We start from the raw sequence: 22,532 nt of genomic DNA, 5'->3' as shown, positions 1-22,532 counted from the left end.
CGTCAGCTAGATGCTAAGCGGCACCTTTGAATGATCGGAAATGGGCAGGCATGGCCGGACGGCTTCGCAAGGGTCTTATCGTGATTCTCCTCGCCGGCGGCGTGGCCGGTGCGGTCGGCTGGAGCCGGACGCGCGAGGCGTCGCAGGCCGCGCCTGTGCCGCTCGCCGCTGTCGTGCCTCAGACCACGGAACTTGCCGGAGCGGAGGTTTCCAAGGTCGAACCCCGGACGCTGACGCGCACCGTGCGCGTGTCGGGCTCGGCCGAGCCGCGCCGGGTCGGAGCCGTCAACGCCGAAGTCTCCGGGCGGCTGGCCGAGGTGCGGGCGGAAGTCGGCGACAAGGTCTCGGCCGGAGAGGTCATCGCGCTTTTCGATACGACGGTTCTGCGCTCCGGCCTTGCCGCGCAGGAAGCGACGCTGGAGGCGAAGCAGGCGCAGCGCCGGCTGGCGGCCTCGACGCTGGAGCGCAGTCGCAGGCTCGGCACGGCGGGAATTTCGTCGGAGGCGACGCTGCTTCAAGCCGAGGCCGATCTCCTCTCGTTGGAGGCCGAGGTGCGCGGGCTGGAGGCCGGCGTCGCGGACGCGCGCAAATCCCTGGCGGATGCCGAGGTGAAGGCGCCCTTCGATGGAACCGTGTCGCAGCGCTCGGTCGAGCCGGGGCAGAGCGTGCCCCTCAACACCCAGCTGTTCCAGGTCGTGGACCTCACTGAGATGCAGATCGAGGCGCTGGTGCCGACCAGCCGCATTTCCGAGGTGCGCGTCGGCCAGCGGGCGCAAATGCGCATCGAGGGCTCGTCGGGCCGCGTGGTGGAAGCGGACGTCGCGCGGATCGCGCCGGTCGCCGTCGCCGGCTCGCGCGCCGTGCGGGTCTATTTGAGCGTTCCGAACGGGGAGGGGCTGCTGCGCGGCGGCTTGTTTGCCACCGGCGAGATCGCCATCGAAAGCTTTCCCGATGTGATCGCGCTGCCCTCGGCCGCCATTCGGAAGGACAAGGAGGGAGCTTTCGTGCTGGCCGCACGGGGCGGCCGCCTGTATCGCCAGCCCGTGCAGCTTGGCACCCAGTTCACCGAGCGCGGCCTTGTCGAGGTCGCGCGGGGGCTGGCGGAGGGCGATGTCGTCGTGACCGCCCCCTTGCCCGATCTCAAGCCTGATACAGCCGTCACCATCGCGGATTTGGGCTAAGCGATGTTCCTCACCCGCATCAGCGTCGCCCATCCCGTCTTCGCGACGATGATGATGGCGGCGATCGTCGTGATCGGCCTGTTCGGCTATTCGCGGCTTGGGGTCGAGCAATTCCCGCAGGTGGACCTGCCCGTCGTCGTGGTCTCGACCAGCTATACCGGCGCTTCGCCCGAAACGGTGGAATCGGCGGTGACGCGGCCGATCGAGCAGGCGGTGAACACGATCGGCGGCGTCGATACGGTCTCGTCGCAGAGTTTCGAAGGGCGCTCGCTCGTGATCGTGCAATTCACGCTGGAAACCGATTCCGGCGTCGCCGCGCAGGAGGTGCGCGATCGCGTCTCTCGTCTGGAAGCGGGCTTCGCGGACGGCGTGGACACGCCGCAGGTCACGCGCTTCAACCCCGACGACCAGCCAATCCTGTCGCTCGCGATCTCCTCGGCCACCCATTCGCTGACCGATATCACCACGATCGCCGATCAGATCGTCACCAAGCGGCTGAACGTCGTGGCGGGCGTCGGCCAGACCTCCATCGTCGGCGGGGCGAAGCGGCAGGTGCAGGTTCTGCTCGATCCCGAGCGCATGGAGGCGCTGGGCGTCGGCACCTCGGCCGTACTCGACGCCATCCGCCGCGAGAACCAGGACATTGCCGCCGGCACGCTGGTGTCGGGCATCGACGAGCGCACGGTAACGGTGGAAGGCCGGATCGACGATGTGCCGGGCTTCGAGCGCATCATCGTGGCGACGGAGGGCGGCGCGCCGATCTATCTGGCGGACCTTGCCACCGTGCGCGAGGGCGGGGCGGAGCTGACGAGCCGCGCGGCGCGCAACGGCGTCCAGTCGCTCGGCGTCGATGTGGTGAAGGTGCAAGGGGCGAACACGGTTCAGGTCGCTCAGGCGCTGCGCGCCGAGATTGCCAAGCTCCAGGTCGAGCTGGGGCCGCAGGGCTACGATCTCGCCGTGTCGCGCGACAATTCGCGCGCCATCTCGGCTCAGGTCTCCGAGGTGCAGCGCACCTTGATCGAGGGCGCCTGCCTGACGGTCGTCATCGTCTTCCTGTTCCTCAATTCCTGGCGCTCCACGGTCATCACCGGCCTGACGCTGCCGATCTCGGTGATCGGCACCTTCGCGGTCGTCCATGCGCTCGGCTTCACGCTGAACACGATGACGCTTCTGGCGCTCTCGCTCGCGATCGGCATCCTGATCGACGATGCGATCGTGGTGCGCGAGAACATCACGCGCCATCTCGCCATGGGCAAGAGCCATCGGCAGGCGGCGCTCGACGGCACGAACGAGATCGGTCTCGCGGTGCTGGCGACGACGCTGTCCATCGTTGCGGTGTTTCTGCCCGTCGCCTTCATGGGCGGCATTATCGGGCGCTTCTTCCTTCAGTTCGGCGTCACGGTTTCGGTCGCCGTGCTCATCTCGCTCTTCGTCTCCTTCACGCTCGACCCGATGCTCTCCAGCGTCTGGTACGATCCGCACGCCCATCCCGGCGCCAAGCGTGGGCCGATCGGACGGCTGGTCGCGCGCTTCGATCGAGGGTTCGAGCGCCTGTCGGGGGGCTATGCGCGCGTCATCCGCTGGAGCTTCCGGCACCGCATCCTCACGGTGTTCGCGACGCTCGCGATCTTCGTGGCGAGCCTGATGCTCGTGCCGCGCATCGGCGCGGAGTTTCTGCCCGAGGGCGACAATGGCGAATTCACCGTGTCGCTGGAAGCGCCCGAGGGTTCCTCGCTCGAATATACGGCGATGAAGGTCGCGCAGGTCGAGCGCGTGCTTCGCGCGCAGCCCGAGGTGATGACGACCTATTCCACCATCAATTCCGGCGGCTCACGCGGCTTCAACGCGGCCAATGTCGCGGTGACGCTGAGGCCCATCGCGGAGCGCACGCGCTCCACGGCCGAGGTGGTCGAGCCGCTGCGCCCGGCGCTCTCGCGCATCGCGGGGCTCACCGTGTCGATCAATCAAAGCGCCATGGGCGGCGGCGGGGGCGGCGGAGCCTCCTCCAAGCCTTTACAGTTCTCGGTGCTCGGTGAAAGCCCGGCCGAGCTGAAACGCATCTCAGGCCAGTTGACCGCGGCGCTGCGCGCGATCCCCGGCGCGATCGAGGTCGAGTCCTCCATCGAGGACGAGCAGCCGACGCTGGCGATCCGCGTGCGGCGCGAGGCGGCGAGCGATCTCGGCATCACGCTGACCCAGATCGGCGACACGCTGCGCCCGCTCGTGGCGGGTGACGCCGTCTCGGTCTGGAACGCGCCGGATGGAGAGACCTATGACGTGATGGTGCGCCTGCCCGAAGAGGGCCGTGCGCGGGCCGAGCAGCTTCGCGCACTGACCATCGCCACCGGCCGGCGCGATGCGGAAAACCGGCCCGTCACGGTCGCGCTCGATCAGGTGGCCGATGTCGTGGACAGCGTGGCCGCGAGTTCCATCAACCGGCGCGATCTCCAGCGCGAAGTGCGTATCTCGGCCAATGTCTCCGGCCGGGCGCTGGGCGAGGTCACGTCGGATCTTCAGCGCGAGATTGCCAAGCTCCAACTGCCGCCGGGCTATCGCATTTCCTTCGGCGGCGATGCCGAGAACATGGTGGAAAGCACGGGCTATGCGCTTCAGGCGCTGGGGCTCGCCGTGATCTTCATCTACCTGATCCTTGCCTCGCAGTTCGGCTCCTTCCTCCAGCCGGTCGCGATCATGATGTCGCTGCCGCTCTCCTTGATCGGCGTGCTGCTCGGCCTTTATGCCACCGGCTCGACACTCAACATCTTCTCCATCATCGGCTTCATCATGCTGATGGGCCTCGTCACCAAGAATGCGATCCTGCTGGTGGACTATTCCAACCAGGCGCGGGCCAGGGGCGTGGACTTGCGCGACAGTCTGGCGGAGGCCGGCGCGGTGCGCCTGCGCCCAATTGTGATGACGACTCTCGCGATGATTTTCGGCATGGTGCCGCTGGCGCTGGGCTTGGGGGAGGGCGGCGAGCAGCGCGCGCCTATGGCCCATGCCGTGATAGGCGGGCTGATTTCCTCCACCGTGCTGACGCTCGTCTTCGTGCCGGTGGTGCTGACCTATATCGAGGGCTTCAAGCGCCGCACGCGCCGCTTCATGCCGCGCTCGGCCGACGATCCGGCTTTGGCGGAGCAGGCCACATCAAAGTTCTGAAAGCGTCTTGCGCCGGCGCGGCGGCTTTGCGGCCCCCGAGCGCAAGGCCGCTTCGAAGGCGAGGCGGACCCAGTGCGCCAGCGTCTCAGGATCGTCCAGCGCCTCGTCGGGGATCGACCAGTAGGGCATGAGAACCGGCCGTCCTCTCTGGCCCTCATAGGTCCATTGATGGGCTCCCGCCTCTACAAACAGCGGGGCACTCGTCGCGTCGGCCTTCAGGAGAATCTCGTCGCGAAAGTCGATCGCGACGATCAGACCGGCGTGATAGATGCCCTTGCCGCCAAACATGCGGCGGATGGTCACCGATCCGAGGCCCTCGAACATCTCCCGGATATCGTCGTCATTCATCGCGATTGGGTCTCCAGGCGTTGCGTGCGAGTGCGCCGGAGGGGCCGGGTCCTGCTCCCGGATCGGCCGGATCAGCATAGCGCGTTCCGTTCCAACGGTGCAGACGAATGGAAATGGTCTTGAAAGCCGGCGTGGTCTCGGTCCTGATACGGGATCGGTAAGGCGTCCCGACGATGCCCGTCCAGAATCGAGGTTTTCCGATGCTCCGTTCCGCCCGCTTCGCCGTCGCCGCGCTTCTTGCCGCCGTCGCGCTTCCAGGCGCTGCCTTCGCCGCCGATCCGGCCGCTTGCAAGATCGTGCGCATGTCGGACCCCGGCTGGAGCGACATCACCTCCACCAACGCGCTGGCGAGCACCGTTCTGGACGGGCTCGGCTATACCGCGAAGATCGAGACGCTCGGCGTGCCGGTCGGCTATCAGGCGCTGGCCAACAAGCAGACCGACGTGTTCCTCGGAAACTGGATGCCGGCGCAGACGAAGTTCCGTGACGAGCTGGAGGCCAAGAAGGCGGCCGACGTCCTGACCAAGAACCTCGAAGGGGCCAAGTTTACGCTGGCCGTGCCGAACTACGTGGCCGAGGCCGGCGTCAAGGACGTGAAGGAACTCGCCGCCAACGCGGACAAGTTCAAGTCCGAGATCTACGGCATCGAGCCGGGCGCGCCCGCCAACAGCAATATCCAGTCGATGATCGACGCGCCGGCCTATGGCTTGAAGGGTTGGAAGCTGGTGGACAGTTCCGAGCAGGGGATGCTCGCGCAGGTGAAGCGCGCCGAGCGCTCCAAGGAGTGGATCGTGTTCCTGGGCTGGGCGCCCCATCCGATGAACAACATGGGCATCACCTATCTCTCGGGCGCGGACGAGTTCTTCGGCCCGAACTATGGCGGCGCGGAGGTCTATACGCTGGCGCGCGCGGGCTATGCGGGGGAATGCCCGAACGTCGCCAAGCTCTTCTCGCAGATGCATTTCACCGTCGAGATGGAAAACGAGATGATGGCGGCTCTGGCTGACGGCACTGACGCCAACAAGGCCGCCAAGAGCTGGCTCGCCAAGCACCCTGCCATTCTGGAGCCCTGGCTGGCCGGCGTCACCACGCTGGACGGCCAGCCAGGTCTGGCGGCGGTGAAGGCCAAGATCGGCGCCTGACCGATCCCCTCTTGTCTTGCGGCGGCGCTTCTCGAAAGGCGCCGCCGTTTCTGTGTTCTGCGATTTGAGAGAGCGCCATGACCGACGCCAGCCGCCCCAACATCCTCGTCATCATGGTGGACCAGCTCAACGGCACCTTGTTTCCCGACGGGCCGGCGTCGTTTCTCCATACGCCGCATCTCAAAGCCTTGGCCGAGCGCTCGGCGCGCTTCGTGAACACCTACACGGCGAGCCCGCTTTGCGCGCCGGCCCGCGCCTCCTTCATGAGCGCGCAACTCCCGTCCAAGACGCGCGTCTATGACAACGCGGCCGAATTCGCCTCGGATATCCCGACCTTCGCCCACTATCTGCGCCGCGCGGGCTATCGCACTGCGCTGTCGGGCAAGATGCATTTCGTCGGCCCGGACCAGCTTCACGGCTTCGAGGAGCGGCTGACGACGGATGTCTACCCGGCCGATTTCGGCTGGACGCCGGACTACAGCAAGCCCGGCGAGCGGATCGACTGGTGGTATCACAATCTCGGCTCCGTCACCGGGGCAGGGGTGGCCGAGATCACCAACCAGCTCGAATATGACGACGAGGTCGCCTACCACGCCAAGGCGAAACTCTATGATCTGAGCCGGGGCCATGACGAGCGGCCCTTCTGCCTGACCGTCTCCTTCACCCATCCGCACGACCCCTATGTCGCGCGCCGGCGCTTCTTCGATCTCTACGAGGGCGCGCCTCATCTCCTCCCCGAAATCGGCCGTCTGCCCGACGAGGCGCAGGACCCGCATTCGCGCCGTCTCATGGCCGCCTGCAACGATCAGGACTACGACATCACGGACGAGATGATCGCCCGCTCGCGCCGGGCTTATTTCGCCAATATCTCCTATATCGACGAGAAGGTAGGGGAACTGATCGACGTGCTGGAGGCCACGCGCTTGGCCGACAACACCGCCATCCTCTTCGTCTCCGACCATGGCGACATGCTGGGCGAGCGCGGTCTCTGGTTCAAGATGAACTTCTTCGAGGGCTCGGCGCGCGTGCCCATGATGCTGGCCGCGCCGGGCGTGGCTGCTGGCACGTTCCGCCAGCCCGTTTCGACGCTGGACGTCCTGCCGACGCTCGCCGATCTCGCCGGCGTCGATCTCGGCTCGGGCGCGGACTGGATCGACGGCGTGTCGCTGATCGACACGATGGCGCGGGGCGAGCGGCGCGCGGCGGTTCCGATGGAATATGCGGCCGAAGGCTCGGTCGCGCCCATGGTCTCGATCCGCGAAGGGCGCTGGAAGTTCAACCGCTGCCCGTCCGACCCGGACCAGCTCTTCGACCTCGACGCCGATCCGCACGAACTGACCGATCTGGCGGGTGATCCTGCCCATGCGCAGACGCTGGCAGCCTTCGCGCAAAAGGCCGAATCGCTGTGGGATCTCCACCGCTTCGACCAGGAGGTGCGCCAGAGCCAGGCGCGCCGGCATGTCACCTACGAGGCGCTGCGCAACGGGGCCTATTACCCCTGGGATTTCCAGCCGCTTCAGAAGGCGTCCGAGCGCTATATGCGCAACCATATGGATCTGAACATTCTGGAAGAGTCGCAGCGCTTCCCGCGCGGCGAATAGAATTGCCACGATTTTGAGCGCCGTGCCTTAACTGAGGCACGGCGTGCCGGCTCTTCGCGCTTGCTGCGGCATGGGATGTCGCGTATCTTAAAGTCCATATTCGCTGTATGCGGGAGAGACCGGCATTTGCCGGCGCCGAAGGAGCAACCGCCCCGGAAACTCTCAGGCAAAAGGACCGCGCGGCGCAAGACACATCCGGAGAGTGACGGCGATTCCACGCAGCCGTCCGCCGAAGGAGAAAGCGGTTTCGGGGGATAATCCTCGTGCCGTGAAACTCTCAGGCCAATGACGGAGGGGCACGACCAGACCCGATGCGCTCGGGCGAAGGATGATCGTGACCTCTGTTGCCGTTATTGGCGCCGGTATCACCGGCGTAACCACCGCCTATAAGCTCATGTCCCAGGGCCTTGACGTGACGGTGTTCGACCGGAACGCCTATTCGGCCATGGAAACCTCCTTCGCCAATGGCGGCCAGCTTTCGGCTTCCAATGCCGAAGTCTGGAACTCGCCGGCTACGTTCCTGAAGGGCATCAAGTGGATGCTCAAGAAGGACGCCCCGCTGCTCGTTCATCCGAGCCCGACCTGGCACAAGCTGTCCTGGATGTTCGAATTCGTCATGGCCGCCCGCTCCTATGAGGAGAACACGGTCGCGACCGTGAAGATGGCCATCGCCGCCCGCCAGCACCTGATGGACATGGCCGAGCGGGAGGGGTTCGACTTCGACTGCGTGAAGCGTGGCATCCTGCATGTCTATGAGACGGAATCGGAGTTCAAGCACGCGCTGCGTGTCAACGAGCTTTATGCCAAGGGCGGTCTGCACCGCGACGTGCTCGACGATGCCGGCATCCACCAGATCGAGCCCGCGCTCGCTGGCACGTTCCGTGGCGGCTTCTTCACGCAGAGCGACTTCACCGGTGATATCCACAAATACACGCGCGGCCTTTCGGCGGCCTGCGAGCGCAAGGGCGTCTCCTTCCGCTACGAATCCGACATCACGCAGCTTTCCACCCGTGAGGGCGGGGGCGTTGCCGTCTTCTCCCGCAAGGCAGGGACGGACGGCGAGGGCATCCGGCAGGATTTCGACGCGGCGGTGATCTGCGCCGGCGTCGGCTCGCGCCGCTTCGCCGCCATGCTGGGCGACCGGGTGAACATCTATCCCGTGAAGGGCTATTCGATCACCGTCAATCTCGAGGACGAGGCGAGCCGCGAGGGCGCGCCCTATGTCTCGCTTCTGGATGACAAGGCCAAGATCGTCACCAGCCGGCTCGGCCCCAATCGCCTGCGCATCGCCGGCACGGCGGAATTCGCGGGGGAAAATCGCGACATTCGCATGGCGCGGATCAAGCCCTTGGTGGACTGGTGCCGCTACCGCTTCCCCGGCGTCTCGACCGCCTCGGTCGTGCCCTGGGCGGGCCTGCGCCCGATGATGCCCGACATGCTCCCGCGCGTCGGCCGGGGCAAGGCCAAGGGCGTCTACTACAACACCGGCCACGGCCATCTCGGCTGGACGCTCTCGGCCATCACGGCCGATACGATCGCCGCCGAAGTGGCGGGCGATTACAAGACCTCCGGCACCCCGGTGCGCGGCGAGTTGAAGTCGGTCGACACGGTTCGTGCCGAGGCCGAGCGGCTGACGGAAGCGGCCTGACGCAGCCCTTTTCCAGCGTCTCACGAGGGGCGCTGGAAGGCTCTCGTGCCTGCAATCTATCCTCATTTTATCCCCGCCCGCTGGCGAGCGCCCATTCTGGCGCTCGTTCAACAGGCGGGGTTTTTCATGCCGATCTCCAGGGAAGTTCTCGATGCCGCGCGCGAGGTCGAACGCGCCACCGGCGCACCGGCGGCCGCGCTCGTCGCCATCGCCATCGTGGAAACCAATGCACGGGCCTTCGCGCCGGTGGGCGAGGGGCGCGAGCCGCTGATCCGCTTCGAAGGCCATGTGTTCGATCGGCGCCTCAACGAAGAGAAACGCCGGATCGCGCGCACGGCTGGCCTTTCCGCTCCGCGCGCCGGCCAAATCCGCAACCCAGCGGGGCAAGACGCGCGCTGGCGTCTCCTGCGCCAGGCTGCGGCGATCGATGCGAATGCTGCCTATGAGGCGACCTCTTGGGGGCTGGGGCAAGTGATGGGCCTGCACTGGCAGACGCTCGGCTATGCCAGCGCGTCCGCGTTGGCAGAGGAGGCGCGCCGGTCCGCCGAGGGGCAGTTCGCTCTGGTCGCGCGCTTTCTGAAAACCGGGCCGTTTGTCGAGCGGATGGAGCGAGGCGATTGGGAGGGCTTTGCTCGGCTCTACAACGGCCCCGGCTTCGCCGCCAACGCCTATGACCGGAAGATCGAAAGCGCCTTTCGGCAGGCCTCGCGCCTTCTGTCCAACGCGGCTTAACCCGCCGAACGAAGCGAGGCGGGGGGGGGAGCAAAGCGGCCTTTTTGCGGCACCGGCATGTTTCCAAATCGGCAAAAGGGCCTATCTCGAAAGGCATGAACCTACCGCCTCCGATCGACCCCGCCCGCCACGCGCTCTTCATCGACTTCGACGGAACGCTGGTGGATCTCGTGGACGACCCGACCGGCGTCGTCATCTCGCCCGAGGCGGTGGAGCGCCTTGGGCAGTTGCAAGCGGCCTGCGCCGGGGCCTTCGCCGTCGTCAGCGGCCGGCGCATCACCGATCTCGACCGTTTCCTCCAGCCCTTGCAATTCGCCGCGGCCGGCGTTCACGGGCTGGAGCGCCGCGACCAGCCGGGCGCGCCGGTCGTGCCGCTCGCCGGCCCGGAAGGGCTCGATCCGATCCGCGTGGCGCTCGCGGCGGGTGTCGTCGCGGAGCCTCGGTTGCGGCTTGAGGATAAGAAGACCGCGCTCGTCGTGCATTATCGCGGCTTTCCCGAGTTGCAGGAGGCCGCGATCCGCCTCGTCTCGGCGGCGGTCGGCGAGGAGCCGGGCTTCGCCGTGATGAAGGGTGACAACATCGTCGAGGTGCATCTGGCCGGCATGGACAAGGGCAAGGCCATCGAAGCGCTGATGGCCCATGCGCCGTTCCAAGGGCGCCAGCCCATCTATGTCGGAGACGACACGACGGACGAATTCGGCTTCTATGCCGTTCGCAAACTGGGAGGGATCTCGATCAAGGTCGGCGACGGAGCGACCGAAGCGGAATTCCGTCTGGCCTCGGTAGACTCGGTCCATCGCTGGCTCGGGGTTGCGAGGCGGGAGGCCTCGCAGCAGCAAGGGGAAACACAGTCATGAGCGAAACCCAACAGCGACTTGTCGTCGTCTCGAACCGCGTCGGCCCCTTGAGCGACGAAGGCAAGGCAGGTGGGCTCGCCGTCGGTCTCGCGGACGCACTGCGCCGGCGCGGCGGCCTTTGGTTCGGCTGGAGCGGGGACGTGTCCGAGGATGCAGCCAGCAGCGACTATCGCACCGAGACCCACGGCCATACCTCGCTCACCACGATCGACCTGACGCAGGAGGAACTGGACGGCTTCTATTTCGGCTATGCGAACCGTTCTCTCTGGCCGCTCCTTCACTACCGGCTCGACATCGCCTCCTTCGACCGCGCTTCGGCCCGCACCTATCGACAGGTGAACCGGCGCTTCGCCGAACGGCTGAGCCCGCTTCTGACGCCCGACGATCTCGTCTGGGTCCACGACTACCATTTCTTCTTCATGGGGCAGGAGCTGCGCCGTTGCGGCTATGACGGGCGGCTCGGCTTCTTCCTCCATATTCCCTTCTGCCCGCCCGATCTGATGTCCGCGTTGCCCGGCAGCCAGGATATGGTGCGCGCCATGCTGGCCTATGACGTGATCGGCTTTCAGACCGAAGGCGACCGGCGCAATTTCGTGGCCTTCTGCGTGCAGGAACTGGGCGCGGAGGATATCGACGGAGACCGCGTGCGTACGCAGGACGGGCGCATCGTGCGCGCGTCTGCCTTTCCGATCGGCATCGACGCGCATGGCTTCGCCGAGTTCGCCCTGTCGGACGAGGCGCGCGAGCACGAGGCCATGGTGCGCGACATCTCGCGCGGCCGGCATCAGATCGTCGGCGTCGATCGCATGGACTATTCCAAGGGCCTGCCGGAGCGGTTTCGCGGTTTCGAGCAGCTTCTGGAGGACGAACCGGAGCAGCGTGGCAATGTCCAGTTCCTCCAGGTTGCGCCGCTGTCGCGCTCCGAACTGGAAGCCTATGCCGATCTTCGGGTCGAGCTGGAGGGGCTGGCCGGCAATATCAATGGCCGCTTCGCGACGCTCGACTGGAACCCGATCCAGATCATGGTCAACGGCTTCACGCGCCGAGCCCTCGCGGGCATCTACCGCGCGGCGCAGATCTGCATGGTGACGCCGCTGCGCGACGGCATGAACCTCGTCGCCAAGGAGTTCATCGCCGCGCAGGACCCGGCCGATCCCGGCGTCCTCATCCTGTCGCGGTTTGCCGGAGCGGTGGCCGAGTTGCCCGAGGCGCTGATCGTCAATCCCTATTCCACCGACGAGATCGCCCACGCCCTGTCGCGCGCGACCGCCATGCCGCTGGAGGAGCGGCGCGAGCGTCATGAGGCGATGCGCGCCCGCGTCTTCGCCAACACGGCCCATAACTGGTGCGAGACGTTCCTGGCCGTTCTGGACGATCGCAACGAGCGTGAGCTTCAGCCGCGCTCCTGGTGGCATCGCCTGGGCTTTGGCGGCGCGCCGCGTTCCTAAAATCGTTTCAGCTCGGCCGCCGATGGTTTAAGGAGGCGGCGGACACTTGTGACCTGCCGCCCGAAGGGACCGGACGATGACCCAGAAGACCCATGCGCTGCTCGAAATCCTGCAAGTTCAGCCGGTCATGCCCGTCGTGGCGGTGGAAAGCGCAGCCGATGGCGTGAAGCTCGCACGCGCGCTCGCCGAAGGCGGCCTGCCGGCCATCGAAGTGACGCTGCGCACCCCGGCCGCGCTCGACGCGATCCGCGCCATTTCGGCCGAAGTGCCGGAGGCGATCTGCGGCGCGGGTACGATCCTGACGCCGCGCCAGTTCGACGAAGCCGTCGAGGCCGGCTCGCGCTTCATCGTCTCGCCCGGCACGACGCATGAGGTGCTGGACGCGGCCAAGTCCTCTGACGTGCCGCTTCTGCCGGGCGCGGCGACGCCGAGCGAGCTGATGGCCATGATCGAGGAAGGCTACGAGATCCTGAAATTCTTCCCGGCCGAGCAGCTGGGCGGCATTCCCTATCTGAAGTCGCTCGCCCCGGTCTTCCCGAAGATTCGCTTCTGCCCGACGGGCGGGGTGTCGCCCAGCAATGTCGGCGATTATCTGGCGCTGCCGAACGTCATCTGCGTCGGCGGCTCCTGGGTCGCGCCCAAGGACATGGTGTCGGCCGGCCGCTTCGATACGATCACCCAGCTCGCCCGTGAGGCGGCTGCGCTGCGCGTCCGTTAAGGCTCTCCGTCAGGGGAGGGAGGCTGTCGCCCGACTCCGACCACCCGCCTTGCGGTGGCGATTTTTCGCCGCCGCACCATCTTCTCGCGCGACCTCTGCTTTGGATGTGCCATGCCGCGCCTGTTTCCCAGCCTTCTCGGCCTCCTGTCGCTTTGCGTGCTCGCGGGCTGCTCGGGGCCGGCCGTTCTCAACGCGTTGACCTCACGCGCCGGTTTCGAGACGACCCGCGATCTGCGCTATGCGCCGGGCGAGCGCGGAACCTACGACCTCTACGTTCCCGACAATGCCGACACCCGCACGCCGGTCGTCGTGTTCTTCCATGGCGGCAGTTGGGACGGCGGCTCCAAATCGCTGTATCCCTTCGTCGGCCAGTCGCTGGCCACCGCCGGTTTCGTGGTGGCGATTCCCAATTATCGGCTCTACCCACAGACCGTCTTTCCCGGCTTCGTGGAGGATGGCGCGCGCGCCGTGGCGGCGGTTGCACGCCTTGCGAGCCAAGGCGGCCACGGACTGCCCGCCGGGCGCCATCCGCTCTTCGTCATGGGCCATTCGGCCGGCGCGCAGATCGGCGCGCTATTGGCCTTCGACGGGCGTTATCTCCAGCGTGTCGGGCTCGATGCGCGAGCACTATCGGGTTTCATCGGGCTGGCCGGGCCTTATGATTTCCTGCCGATTCAAGAGGAACGCTACAAGCGCATCTTCCCGCCGGCGGTCCGGGCCGACAGCCAGCCCGTGCGCTTTGCCAGCGGCCGCGCGGCCCCGGCGCTGCTCATCACGGGTCTCGCCGACACGACGGTCGAACCGAAGGAAACGCAATCCATGGCCCGCGCCATTCGCGAGAAGGGCGGACAGGTGGACGTGCGCACCTATCCTGGCCTCGACCATGTGGGTGCTGTCAGCTCCCTTGCCACGGCGCTGCCGCTGGGTAACCGTGATGTCCGAGATAGCGTGATTCGCTTTGTGAAAGACCATTCGAGATGACCGAACGCTCCCTCGCGAACTGGCAGCCGTGCGCCCTTCCGGGCAACGAGCCGTTGGTCGGCCGCCATGTTCGCGTGGAGCCCATCGTGGACGACCGGCATTTCGCCGATCTCGAAGCGGCCTTTCGCGGCCATGACGCGCTCTGGACCTATCTCGCCTATGGGCCGTTCGATGGGGCGGAGGCGTTTTTGCGCTATGCGCAGGCGACCTATCTCTCAGCCGATCCGAAGTTCCACGCGATCATCCCGGCCGGCTCGGGCAAGGCAGAGGGCGTCGCGGCGCTGATGCGGCTCGACCCTGCCAATGGCGTGGCCGAGATCGGTCATATCTGCCTCGCGCCCACGCTTCAGAAGACGCGCGCTTCGACGGAAGCTTTCGCACTTCTCTACGGGCGCGTCTTCGACGAGCTGGGCTATCGCCGCCTGGAATGGAAGTGCGAAAGCACCAACGCGCCCTCCCGCCGCGCGGCGGCGCGCTACGGCTTTCAGTACGAGAGCCTGTTCCGACAGCATATGGTGGTGAAGGGCCGGAACCGGGATACGGCCTGGTTCTCGATCATCGATCCTGAATGGCCGGTGGTGAAGGCTGGTTTCGAGCGTTGGCTGGCGGACGAGAATTTCGATGGCGAGGGCCGGCAGCGCCGCTCGCTCGAAGCCTGCCGCGAGGGCTGAAGGCCCAAACACAAACGGCGCCTGACGGCGCCGTTGTCATGTCCGATGGACAGCTCGGCTCAGCCGCGCGCGGGGACGATCGTGATCAGTGCGTTGTTGGGATAAACGCTCTCATACATCACGCCGTCGCCCGGCATGAACTCCAGAACCGTTTCGCCGTGATGGTCGGTCATCACCAGCGACCCGTCATCTTTGCGCTCCCAATAGGCGACACGGGCGAGGTCCGGCGACTTCGCGCAGGACGGACCCATGGGCACGCGATGCACCACATCGTCCTCGACCGGACCATTCACCTTGCAGCTTGCGCCATTGCGCAGATCGATCAGGCGAACCGCCTCGGCGGCAGCCGGCTGGCCGTCGACGGGGATGGAGGCGGTGATCTCGGGCGCTGGCGACATGGCGGCCACGAGGCTGTCGGTCGAGGCGACGGCAGGCCCCTGAAGGTAGGAAGCCAGGATCGTACCCGCGAATCCGACGACGAGAGCGACGGGGGCGAATCTCATATTCGATCTCCTGCGGCACAGGCCCCGCGCGCATTGGGGGAGAAAGCGCGAGTGTCCTGAAAATCGAGGCGAACGGGCCACACTGACGCGACCATGTTCACTGAGGAGGCACTATCACCCCATTAATCTTACCTGAAGGTTAACGCGGCGAATTTGCAACGAGTTTTTCGCAAGTGCGAAATGTATCCTTCGTCATGATCGGCGTCACATTCGGGTCGAGGCAGGAGATTCGGAGGCCATTTCCACGCGTTTCGAAAGTCGTCGGGGAATCAATCTGCTCGCGCGATAAGCGCCCGGCCGATAGAGCCTCTTCAACTGCGCGGGCTTCTTCCGACGGGCGATCAGCTTGGCGATCACCGGGTTGCCCGCCTGGCCGTAATGCTTCGACGCCGAAGCGAATCCGCTCCGGCACAGCGCGGACCAAGATCGAAAGCGCTTACCTGAAATGCGCGGCGGGCAGATGGTGCAGCAAGAGCGACGTGCGGATCAAACTCGCGCTAGAACTTGCCGCTGATCTTCATTTCCATTGATGAGCGAGGCGCGGCGTTCTCCCAAACCGTCTTATGCTCGATGCGGGCGCTCCAATCGGGCGTGATATCGGCGCGGATACCAGGCGTGAAGGTGAGACTGGCGAAGCCCGACCGGCCGAACGCATCGTCCGCGCCAATGGCGCGGGTGCGCGAGAGGTCGCGCAGCATCTCGACGCGCAGGCCGGGGCGCAGCGATAGCCCATAGGCCTTCAGCGTGTAGTCGGTGCGCAGGCCTGCCACGGCCGAGGCTTTGCTCGCGCCGACGCCGTTGGATGCGGAACCGAACGAGGGCAGATCAGTCCCGAGCCGCGAGACCTGTGTGCGGCCATAGGGCGAGATCATCCAAGGGCCGCTGCGGTGCTCATAGCCGAAGGTGAGCGCGCCGAAGCCCTGCGCCAACCCGCCGACAAAGGCCGGGCTCTCCTGCGTACGGCTTTCAGTGAGCCGCGCGCCGCCTGCCACGACATCCACGAAGGTTCGCTCGGTCGGATGGAAACTGCCATAGGTCGCCATACTGAGGGCGCTGACGGTGGAATCGCCGATGCGCTGGTCGATCCCCAGCGCCATGCCGAGCGAGGCGCGCGAGGACAGGGCGAGATCGAAGCCGCCGGATAGGCCGGCCGAACTGCGGCCGCCATCCAGCATTCCCGACCGGGCGCGGCCCATCTCGACCTCGCCGGCGGTCCAGAGATTGAGCGGCGTCGCGCTTTTGGCCTGCCTGCGGATTTCGAGCGTTCGGTTGGGTACTTCCCGCGCGTTGAAGTCGTCGTCGAGATAAAGGCTGGGCAGAACCGGCATGGGCACCGGGTCGAGAAAAGGGTCCAGCGTGCGGTCGGCATGAGCTTGGCCGATGCGCAGCGTCAGGTCGAGATCGGTGTTGTCGGTCTGCGCGGGGTCGCGCAACTCTTCCATCCGCTCGCCCAGCCGGGCGATCGTGCCCGACGCCAGATCGGCGGCGAGACCCGTGGAGCCTTCGACGGTCTGCGCGGCTTGCACGGGCGGAGACAAGAGACTTGCGCCCAGCGCCGCCGGCAGGATCATGTTACGAAGCCATGCCCCGGAGAGATGGGGCACGGTTGTGAGCAAGGCGTCGGTCATGAACCGCCTCCCTGTATTCCGATGCTTAAAATTCTTCGCATCGCAATATGACGCCAAGCTGGCGCGGGCGGAACCCTCAGTTCGCGCGTATCAGCCCTGCCGACGCGTCAGACCGGCCTTTTCGCTTTCGGGAACGGGCGTTTCCAGCCGCTCGCCAGCAAACCAGCGCGACAGATTGTCGGCCACCAGATTACCCATCAGAATGCGGGTGTCGCGCGAGGCGGAGGCGACATGGGGCAGGAGAACCGTGTTGCGCAAGGCCCGCAGCCGCTCCGGGATGCGGGGTTCGTCCGCGAAGACATCGAGCCCTGCCGCCGCGATCGTGCCTTGTTCCAGCGCCTCGATCAGCGCGGGTTCATCGACCGTCGTGCCGCGCCCGATATTGATGAGGATGCCCTCGTTACCGAGCGCGGTGAGAACGTCCGCATTCACTGCCTTCTCCGTCGCCGGCCCGCCGGGCGCGGCGATGAGGAGGATGTCGGACTTCTCCGCCAGCGCTTCGAGCGATGCATCATAGGGATAGGCGACGTCGCTGCGCTCGGAGCGGTTGTGATAGCGGATCTTGACGCCGAAGGCTTCGAGCCGATGCGCGATGGCGAGGCCGATGCGCCCGAGGCCCATGATGCCGACCACCTTGTTGCGCAAGGAGAAGCGCGTCAGCGGATAGGGGCCGGAGCGCTCCCACTCGCCCGAGCGGGCATGGCTCTCGGCATGGTGCAGCTCGCGCACGGTCATGAGCACGAGGGCGACGGCGGTGTCGGCGACTTCCTCGGTCAGGACGTCGGGCGTGTTCGTCACCGCCACGCCGCGCTCGGCCGCATGGGCCGCGTCCACCCCGTCATAACCGACGCCGAAATGACCGACGATCTCCAGCGCGGGCAGGGCGTCCATCGTCTCGTTCGGCAGATGGCCGGCGACCGCCACCGCCTTGACCTCGGCGCACTCCGCCTCGCTCAAGCCTTCGAGGGTGCGGCTTTTCTGATGCCGGACCGTGAAGCGGCGTTCCAGCTCGGCCAGGCCGTCGCTGTTATAGGGGCCGAAGACGAGAACAAGCGGGGAGGGGGAGGCCAAGGCGTCGTCCTTCAGGAATGAGGCGGTTCGGAGCCGGTATGTTTCAGGAAGCTGGAGCGGCGGATGCGAAGCTCCGGCTTGATGAGTTCCACCTGCTCCACGGCGGGCGCGCCGGACAGGCGGGCCAGAAGCGCGCCGGCGGCGCGGTGGCCGACCTCGCTCTGGCCGTTGGAGACGGTGGTGAGCGGCGGCATGGCGATGGCCGCCTCGTCGATGTCGTCATAACCGCAGACGGCGATATCGACGCCCGGCCGCAGGCCGGCGCGCGACAGGCCGTACATCAGCCCGAGCGCGACGAGATCGGAAAAGCAGACGACGGCATCCGGCCGATCGGGCAGGTCCAGAAAGGCGCTGGCCGCGTCGAAGCCGGAATGGCGCGAGCGCGGCCCCTTGATCCACCATTCCGGGCGCACGGGCAGGCCGGCTTCCTCCAGCGCGTTTTGATAGCCGCGCTGACGGTCGCGTCCGGTCGAGGTCTGTTCGGTGCCCCCGATCAGGGCGATCTTCCGGTGCCCTTCTTCGATGAGATGGCGCACCACGAGCGACATGCCGTAGGTGTCGTCGCCCCGGAATGAGGTGACGCCCGAGCCCTCGACGGTTCGCGCGATCAGCGTCACCGGCAGATCGTTGGTTTCGGCCAGATGAATGTCGGAAGCGGGCGTGCCGATGGCGGGCGACAGGATCAGCCCGTCCGCGCCGAGCTGCAGCAGCGTATCCAGAAAGGCGCGCTGCTTGGCCAGATCGTCATAGTGATTGCACAGAATGAAGGTCTGCCGGTGCCGGTCCAGCTCGTCCTCGATCGACTTCAGAATCTCGCCGTAGAAGGGGTTCATGATGTCGTGGACGCAAACGCCGACAATGCCGGATTTGGAAGTGCGAAGGCTGGCGGCGCGGCGGTTGTAGATATAGCCGGACTGGCGCGCTTCTTCCTTGATGCGCTCCCGCGTCGCCTCGGCCACGAGCGGGCTGTCACGAAGCGCCAGCGACACCGTTGCCGTCGACAGGCCGAGCGCCTCGGCGATCGTCGATAATTTGACCTTTTGAGCCACCTATACGCCGTTCCGCACTCGCCCGGTTGTCCCTGACCTATGGGTTTAAGGACTGGCCGGCGCGCGCGCAACAGGAGGCGTGCGGGATGCCCGCTGGCGAGCCGGTTCGGGTGGGTGTTCAATGCGCGGAAAGCGTCGTTCCGCACCGGGGAAGGGGTTACTCGTCGCTCTCCGGCGCCAGCATGGCGTCGTCCACCGCGCCGAGATTGCGCTCGATGCGGCGCAGGAGCTTTCGCAGAAGCTTGCGCTGCTTGGCCGAGAGACCGGCCAGCGCGCGCTTTTCGGTGGCCGCCTGCGCGCGCCGGACGCCCTCCACCAGCGACTGTCCGCGCTCCGTCAGATGTACCGTGCTGCCGCGCCGCTCCGGAGGGCCGGCGCGCTTTTCCACCAGATCCTGCGCGGCGAGGCGGCTGATCGTCTTGGTGACGGTGGGCGGGCGAACGCTCAGCTTGTCCGCGAGATCGCGCAAGGTGAGATCGTCATGATCGGCGATCACGAGCAGCGCGGTGTCCTGGCCGGGATGCAGGCCCTCTCCGGCGAGCCGGGCCGACAGGCTGGTGCGGGCCGCGCGCGAGGTCAGCGTCAGTTGCCCCAGAACCTCGCGCTTCTTCTTCTTGCCTCTCATGCCGCTCCCATGCCCTCTTTTCGCGCGGGCAGCATGAACCGGAGCCCGTGTCATAGTCCATCCGAAACGCCGCGCTCGCCGGTTTGCAGCGCTTGCGGGGGACGTTAAGAGGCTCCATCCGTTCGAACGCCCGGAAGGCCCGCCATGACGACGCTTCGTCCCCGCTTCGAAGAAAACACCAGCGCCGGTCTGGCGGCGCTTGGCCCCGCCCTCGCGAAGGCGGTCGCCGTCGTGCCTATCTCCGCGATCGAGCAGCATGGCGCGCATCTGCCGCTCGGCACGGACGCGATCATCGCCGACGCCATGGTGGAACGGGCCATGGAACGCTTGCCGGACGGGTTGATGGCGAGCTTTCTACCGGTGCAGCGAATTGGCACCTCGGACGAGCATTCGAACTTTCCGGGCACCCTGTCGCTCGACTGGCGAACCGGGGTGGAAACCCTTCTGCGGATCGGGGAAGGGCTGGCGCGAACGGGCTTCCGCCGCCTTTGCATCGTCTCCTCCCATGGCGGCAACACGCAGATCATGGAGCTGGCCGCGCTCGATCTGCGCCGCCGATTCGGCCTCCTTTGCGCCACCGCCGCTTGGCAGCGCTTCGGCCTGCCCGAGGGGCTGGTGCCAGAAGATGAGCGCGCGATCGGCATTCACGGCGGGGCGGTGGAAACCGCTCTGATGATGGCGTTCCGGCCCGATCTGGTGGTGACCTCGAATGTTCAGAATCAGCCCTCGCGACAGAGCCGCATGGCGGAAGAGTTCCGGCATCTGCGCGCCCATGGTCGGCTCGGCTTCGGCTGGATGGCGGAGGACCTGAACCCGGTCGGGACCGTGGGCGACGCGCGGCTCGCCAGCCCTGAGATGGGCGAGGCGATCGCCCGGCATCAGGCGGCGCGCCTTGTAGAGCTTCTCCAGGACATCGCCCGGTTCGATCTTGCGACAGCCCCCGTGCAATCGCCATCGGGCGGGACTATATCGGGCGCACCTTTCATGGAGTGACCTCGATGTCCGAAACCGCTCGCGGCTCCGAAACCCAGATTCCCGTCACCGTTCTCACCGGCTATCTCGGCTCCGGCAAGACGACGCTGCTCAACCGAATCCTCTCCGACAATCACGGGCAGCGCTACGCCGTCATCGTGAACGAGTTCGGCGAGATCGGCATCGACAACGACCTCATCGTCGAGACCGACGAAGAGATCTATGAAATGAACAATGGGTGTGTCTGCTGCACGGTGCGCGGCGACCTCGTGCGCGTGGTGGAAAACCTCACCAAGCGCCCTGGCCGGTTCGACGCCATCATCGTCGAGACCACGGGCCTTGCCGATCCCGTACCCGTCGCGCAGACCTTCTTCATGGACGACGATGTGCGCGCCAAGACGCGGCTCGACGCCGTGGTGGCGCTGGTGGATGCCAAGCACCTGCCGCTGCGCCTCAAGGACTCGCGCGAGGCCGAGGATCAGATCGCCTTCGCCGATGTCGTGATCGTCAACAAGACAGATCTCGTGACGCCCGAAGAACTCGCCCGCATCGAGGCGACCGTTCGGGCGATCAACCCCCATGCCGTGATCCACCGCGCGGAGCGCTCGGCCATCGACCCCAAGCGCGTGCTCGGGCAGGGCGCGTTCGATCTGAAGCGCGTTCTGGATCAGGAGCCGGAGTTCCTGGAAGAGGCCGCGCACGGCCATGACGATCATGTCTGCGGGCCGGACTGCGACCATGATCATCACCATCACGACCACCATGCCCATGGGCACGATCATCACGACCACGATCATGGGCATCACGACCACGGCCATGACCACCATCATCACGACCATGGCCATCATCACCATGGCGAGGCGTCGCCGATCCATGACGTGACGGTGAAGTCGGTGTCGCTACGCGGCGGCGAGATCGACCAGCGCAAGTTCTTCCCCTGGATTCAGGATCTTACCCAGACGCAAGGCGCGAACATCCTGCGCCTCAAGGGCATCATGGCCTTTGCCGGCGACCCGGATCGCTATGTCGTGCAGGGCGTTCATATGATCATCGAGGGCGATCACCAGCGGCCCTGGCGCGAGGGCGAGGCGCGCGAAAGCCGGCTCGTCTTCATCGGGCGCGAGCTGGACGCCAAAGCGCTGGAAGAGGGCTTCAAGGCCTGCTTCGCCAAGTCCCCCGCGGCAGCCGGCGCCTGATGCCTCAGGTCGTCCCCTACACGTTCGACACGCATGTGGAAGCGGCGCTGTTCCTCAAGGACGCGCCGGTCTTCGCTCTGTCGGACGGCACGATCCGCTTTCCCGCCGGCGGCGAGAAGGTGCTGGAAGCGCACAAGGGCGGCCTCGTCACCGCCCGCTACGACGCCTTTTCCCATCGCCTCCTCACGGGTGGGGAGGATGGGCGCGTCGTCGCGACGCTCCCTGACAGGACCCTTAGCGAACTCGGCTCGGCTGGCCGAAAGTGGATCACGGCGGTGGCCGGAGGCCCCGGCGGGGCGATCGGCTATGCGGCCGGTCGCTCGGCCTTCGTGCGCGAGGCCAAGGGCGAAGCACGCGAATTCGTCCATGCCCGCACGGTGGAGGATGTCGCGTTCGCGCCCAAGGGGTTGCGGCTCGCCACCGCGCGCTATGACGGCGCCAATCTCTTCTTCGCCGGCACGGACGCCAAGCCGCAGGAACTGGACTGGAAGGGGCCGCACACGGACGTCTTCTTCTCGCCGGACGGGCGCTTCCTCGTCACCGTCATGCAGGAAAACGCCCTGCATGGCTGGCGTCTGGAAGACGGCAAGCACATGCGCATGACCGGCTATCCCGCCAAGGTAAAGAGCTGGTCCTGGTCGGCCAAGACCAAGTTCCTGGCGACATCGGGCGCGCCGGCTGCGATTCTCTGGCCCTTCTCGTCCAAGGACGGGCCGATGAACAAGGCGCCGCTGGAATTGGGCACGCGCGGCGACACGATGGTCACCGCCGTCGCATGCCATCCGAGCGACGATATTCTCGCCATCGGCTATGCGGACGGCATGATCCTCGCGGTGCGCTTTGCCGATTCGAAGGAGGCGCTCCTGCGCCGGGGCGGCTCGGGCGGCGTCACGACGCTTGGCTGGGACAAGGAAGGCCGCTTCCTCACCTTCGGCTCCGACAGCGGCGAGGCGGGCGTCGTGGACATAGCCTCCTGACGGTAGCGTCTGGTTGGTCGCCCAG

General features: G+C 66.4%; 20 protein-coding genes and 1 riboswitch. Of the genes, 14 read left to right on the top strand and 6 right to left on the bottom strand.

All coding sequences use genetic code 11. The annotated features are described in order from the left end of the window. The first annotated feature begins 50 nt into the window (after window positions 1-50). Together AUL28_RS08860 and AUL28_RS08855 are read left to right on the top strand one after the other, a co-directional pair. Entirely contained in the window at window positions 51-1,181 is a 1,131-nt protein-coding gene (locus AUL28_RS08860; protein ID WP_062231738.1) for an efflux RND transporter periplasmic adaptor subunit, read from the top strand. A gap of 3 nt (window positions 1,182-1,184) precedes the next feature. Then, on the top strand, window positions 1,185-4,340 hold the full coding sequence (locus AUL28_RS08855) for an efflux RND transporter permease subunit (RefSeq protein ID WP_062231736.1): 3,156 nt from the start codon (window positions 1,185-1,187) through the stop codon (window positions 4,338-4,340). Here AUL28_RS08855 and AUL28_RS08850 read toward each other — a convergent pair. Then, window positions 4,329-4,688: a TfoX/Sxy family protein gene (locus AUL28_RS08850; RefSeq protein ID WP_062231734.1), complete on the bottom strand. Its 360-nt coding sequence runs from the start codon at window positions 4,686-4,688 to the stop codon at window positions 4,329-4,331. The genes AUL28_RS08855 and AUL28_RS08850 overlap by 12 nt on opposite strands. Before the next feature lie 200 nt (window positions 4,689-4,888). Here AUL28_RS08850 and choX point away from each other — a divergent pair, with 200 nt between their 5' ends. From choX to AUL28_RS08805, 9 genes are all read left to right on the top strand, one after another. Then, window positions 4,889-5,830, top strand: a complete 942-nt coding sequence (gene choX, locus AUL28_RS08845; RefSeq protein WP_062231732.1) for a choline ABC transporter substrate-binding protein — start codon at window positions 4,889-4,891, stop codon at window positions 5,828-5,830. A 77-nt stretch (window positions 5,831-5,907) separates the two neighbouring features. Further along, window positions 5,908-7,431, top strand: a complete 1,524-nt coding sequence (gene betC / locus AUL28_RS08840; protein WP_062231730.1) for a choline-sulfatase — start codon at window positions 5,908-5,910, stop codon at window positions 7,429-7,431. Between the two features lie 100 nt (window positions 7,432-7,531). After that, window positions 7,532-7,619: riboswitch (glycine riboswitch) on the top strand. A 146-nt stretch (window positions 7,620-7,765) separates the two neighbouring features. Beyond that, the gene (locus tag AUL28_RS08835; RefSeq protein WP_244493458.1) at window positions 7,766-9,079 is read left to right on the top strand and encodes a D-amino acid dehydrogenase; all 1,314 of its coding nucleotides are present in this window, start codon (window positions 7,766-7,768) and stop codon (window positions 9,077-9,079) included. A gap of 126 nt (window positions 9,080-9,205) precedes the next feature. Beyond that, on the top strand, window positions 9,206-9,811 hold the full coding sequence (locus AUL28_RS08830) for an N-acetylmuramidase domain-containing protein (protein WP_062231863.1): 606 nt from the start codon (window positions 9,206-9,208) through the stop codon (window positions 9,809-9,811). A 95-nt stretch (window positions 9,812-9,906) separates the two neighbouring features. Beyond that, a complete protein-coding gene (otsB, locus tag AUL28_RS08825) occupies window positions 9,907-10,668 on the top strand; it encodes a trehalose-phosphatase (RefSeq protein WP_062231726.1) in 762 nt (253 codons plus the stop codon). Further along, a complete protein-coding gene (locus AUL28_RS08820; RefSeq protein ID WP_062231724.1) occupies window positions 10,665-12,116 on the top strand; it encodes an alpha,alpha-trehalose-phosphate synthase (UDP-forming) in 1,452 nt (483 codons plus the stop codon). Before otsB ends, AUL28_RS08820 begins: the two co-directional genes overlap by 4 nt. A gap of 76 nt (window positions 12,117-12,192) precedes the next feature. Then, window positions 12,193-12,834 carry a 2-dehydro-3-deoxy-phosphogluconate aldolase gene (locus AUL28_RS08815; RefSeq protein ID WP_058600173.1) on the top strand — a complete coding sequence of 214 codons (642 nt, stop codon included), beginning with the start codon at window positions 12,193-12,195 and terminating at the stop codon, window positions 12,832-12,834. Between the two features lie 111 nt (window positions 12,835-12,945). Further along, complete coding sequence (locus tag AUL28_RS08810; RefSeq protein ID WP_062231861.1) at window positions 12,946-13,815, top strand: alpha/beta hydrolase; 870 nt, start codon at window positions 12,946-12,948, stop codon at window positions 13,813-13,815. After that, window positions 13,812-14,486 (top strand): GNAT family N-acetyltransferase, encoded by a 675-nt coding sequence (locus AUL28_RS08805; protein WP_062231722.1) that lies wholly within the window; start codon window positions 13,812-13,814, stop codon window positions 14,484-14,486. The genes AUL28_RS08810 and AUL28_RS08805 overlap by 4 nt, the downstream gene beginning before the upstream one ends. A gap of 59 nt (window positions 14,487-14,545) precedes the next feature. Here the strand turns inward: AUL28_RS08805 and AUL28_RS08800 are convergent, their stop codons facing one another. From AUL28_RS08800 to AUL28_RS08780, 5 genes are all read right to left on the bottom strand, one after another. After that, the gene (locus tag AUL28_RS08800; protein ID WP_058600175.1) at window positions 14,546-14,989 is read right to left on the bottom strand and encodes a hypothetical protein; all 444 of its coding nucleotides are present in this window, start codon (window positions 14,987-14,989) and stop codon (window positions 14,546-14,548) included. 497 nt (window positions 14,990-15,486) lie between these two features. Continuing rightward, a complete protein-coding gene (locus AUL28_RS08795) occupies window positions 15,487-16,617 on the bottom strand; it encodes an autotransporter outer membrane beta-barrel domain-containing protein (RefSeq protein WP_062231720.1) in 1,131 nt (376 codons plus the stop codon). Between the two features lie 90 nt (window positions 16,618-16,707). Then, entirely contained in the window at window positions 16,708-17,688 is a 981-nt protein-coding gene (locus AUL28_RS08790; RefSeq protein WP_062231718.1) for a 2-hydroxyacid dehydrogenase, read from the bottom strand. A gap of 11 nt (window positions 17,689-17,699) precedes the next feature. Further along, complete coding sequence (locus AUL28_RS08785; protein WP_058636741.1) at window positions 17,700-18,737, bottom strand: LacI family DNA-binding transcriptional regulator; 1,038 nt, start codon at window positions 18,735-18,737, stop codon at window positions 17,700-17,702. A gap of 157 nt (window positions 18,738-18,894) precedes the next feature. Beyond that, the gene (locus AUL28_RS08780) at window positions 18,895-19,362 is read right to left on the bottom strand and encodes a MarR family winged helix-turn-helix transcriptional regulator (protein WP_062219573.1); all 468 of its coding nucleotides are present in this window, start codon (window positions 19,360-19,362) and stop codon (window positions 18,895-18,897) included. 144 nt (window positions 19,363-19,506) lie between these two features. Here AUL28_RS08780 and AUL28_RS08775 point away from each other — a divergent pair, with 144 nt between their 5' ends. The 3 genes from AUL28_RS08775 to AUL28_RS08765 are packed head-to-tail and all read left to right on the top strand — an operon-like array spanning window position 19,507 to window position 22,507. Beyond that, window positions 19,507-20,355 carry a creatininase family protein gene (locus AUL28_RS08775; RefSeq protein WP_062231716.1) on the top strand — a complete coding sequence of 283 codons (849 nt, stop codon included), beginning with the start codon at window positions 19,507-19,509 and terminating at the stop codon, window positions 20,353-20,355. Window positions 20,356-20,360: 5 nt separating this feature from the next. Continuing rightward, window positions 20,361-21,530: a CobW family GTP-binding protein gene (locus AUL28_RS08770; protein WP_062231715.1), complete on the top strand. Its 1,170-nt coding sequence runs from the start codon at window positions 20,361-20,363 to the stop codon at window positions 21,528-21,530. Beyond that, window positions 21,530-22,507, top strand: coding sequence for a WD40 repeat domain-containing protein (locus tag AUL28_RS08765; protein ID WP_062231713.1), 978 nt, complete (start codon window positions 21,530-21,532; stop codon window positions 22,505-22,507). The genes AUL28_RS08770 and AUL28_RS08765 overlap by 1 nt, the downstream gene beginning before the upstream one ends. Window positions 22,508-22,532: the final 25 nt, after the last annotated feature.

The sequence above is a fragment of the Aureimonas sp. N4 genome (assembly GCF_001463925.1).
In the GTDB taxonomy this organism is placed as follows: domain Bacteria; phylum Pseudomonadota; class Alphaproteobacteria; order Rhizobiales; family Rhizobiaceae; genus Aureimonas; species Aureimonas ureilytica_A.
Note: the sequence above shows the minus strand (reverse complement) of the source record. Positions and strands in the feature narration are given on the sequence as shown.

What these genes read in the sequence shown, in the direction of transcription:
- AUL28_RS08775 (WP_062231716.1), top strand. Translation starts at nt 19,507, where the DNA reads ATGACGACGCTTCGTCCCCGCTTCGAAGAAAACACCAGCGCCGGTCTG.
- otsB (WP_062231726.1), top strand. Translation starts at nt 9,907, where the DNA reads ATGAACCTACCGCCTCCGATCGACCCCGCCCGCCACGCGCTCTTCATC.
- choX (WP_062231732.1), top strand. Translation starts at nt 4,889, where the DNA reads ATGCTCCGTTCCGCCCGCTTCGCCGTCGCCGCGCTTCTTGCCGCCGTC.
- AUL28_RS08800 (WP_058600175.1), bottom strand. Translation starts at nt 14,989, where the DNA reads ATGAGATTCGCCCCCGTCGCTCTCGTCGTCGGATTCGCGGGTACGATC.
- AUL28_RS08805 (WP_062231722.1), top strand. Translation starts at nt 13,812, where the DNA reads ATGACCGAACGCTCCCTCGCGAACTGGCAGCCGTGCGCCCTTCCGGGC.
- AUL28_RS08810 (WP_062231861.1), top strand. Translation starts at nt 12,946, where the DNA reads ATGCCGCGCCTGTTTCCCAGCCTTCTCGGCCTCCTGTCGCTTTGCGTG.
- AUL28_RS08850 (WP_062231734.1), bottom strand. Translation starts at nt 4,688, where the DNA reads ATGAATGACGACGATATCCGGGAGATGTTCGAGGGCCTCGGATCGGTG.
- AUL28_RS08820 (WP_062231724.1), top strand. Translation starts at nt 10,665, where the DNA reads ATGAGCGAAACCCAACAGCGACTTGTCGTCGTCTCGAACCGCGTCGGC.
- AUL28_RS08815 (WP_058600173.1), top strand. Translation starts at nt 12,193, where the DNA reads ATGACCCAGAAGACCCATGCGCTGCTCGAAATCCTGCAAGTTCAGCCG.
- AUL28_RS08795 (WP_062231720.1), bottom strand. Translation starts at nt 16,617, where the DNA reads ATGACCGACGCCTTGCTCACAACCGTGCCCCATCTCTCCGGGGCATGG.
- AUL28_RS08855 (WP_062231736.1), top strand. Translation starts at nt 1,185, where the DNA reads ATGTTCCTCACCCGCATCAGCGTCGCCCATCCCGTCTTCGCGACGATG.
- AUL28_RS08780 (WP_062219573.1), bottom strand. Translation starts at nt 19,362, where the DNA reads ATGAGAGGCAAGAAGAAGAAGCGCGAGGTTCTGGGGCAACTGACGCTG.
- AUL28_RS08830 (WP_062231863.1), top strand. Translation starts at nt 9,206, where the DNA reads ATGCCGATCTCCAGGGAAGTTCTCGATGCCGCGCGCGAGGTCGAACGC.
- AUL28_RS08860 (WP_062231738.1), top strand. Translation starts at nt 51, where the DNA reads ATGGCCGGACGGCTTCGCAAGGGTCTTATCGTGATTCTCCTCGCCGGC.
- betC (WP_062231730.1), top strand. Translation starts at nt 5,908, where the DNA reads ATGACCGACGCCAGCCGCCCCAACATCCTCGTCATCATGGTGGACCAG.
- AUL28_RS08770 (WP_062231715.1), top strand. Translation starts at nt 20,361, where the DNA reads ATGTCCGAAACCGCTCGCGGCTCCGAAACCCAGATTCCCGTCACCGTT.
- AUL28_RS08765 (WP_062231713.1), top strand. Translation starts at nt 21,530, where the DNA reads ATGCCTCAGGTCGTCCCCTACACGTTCGACACGCATGTGGAAGCGGCG.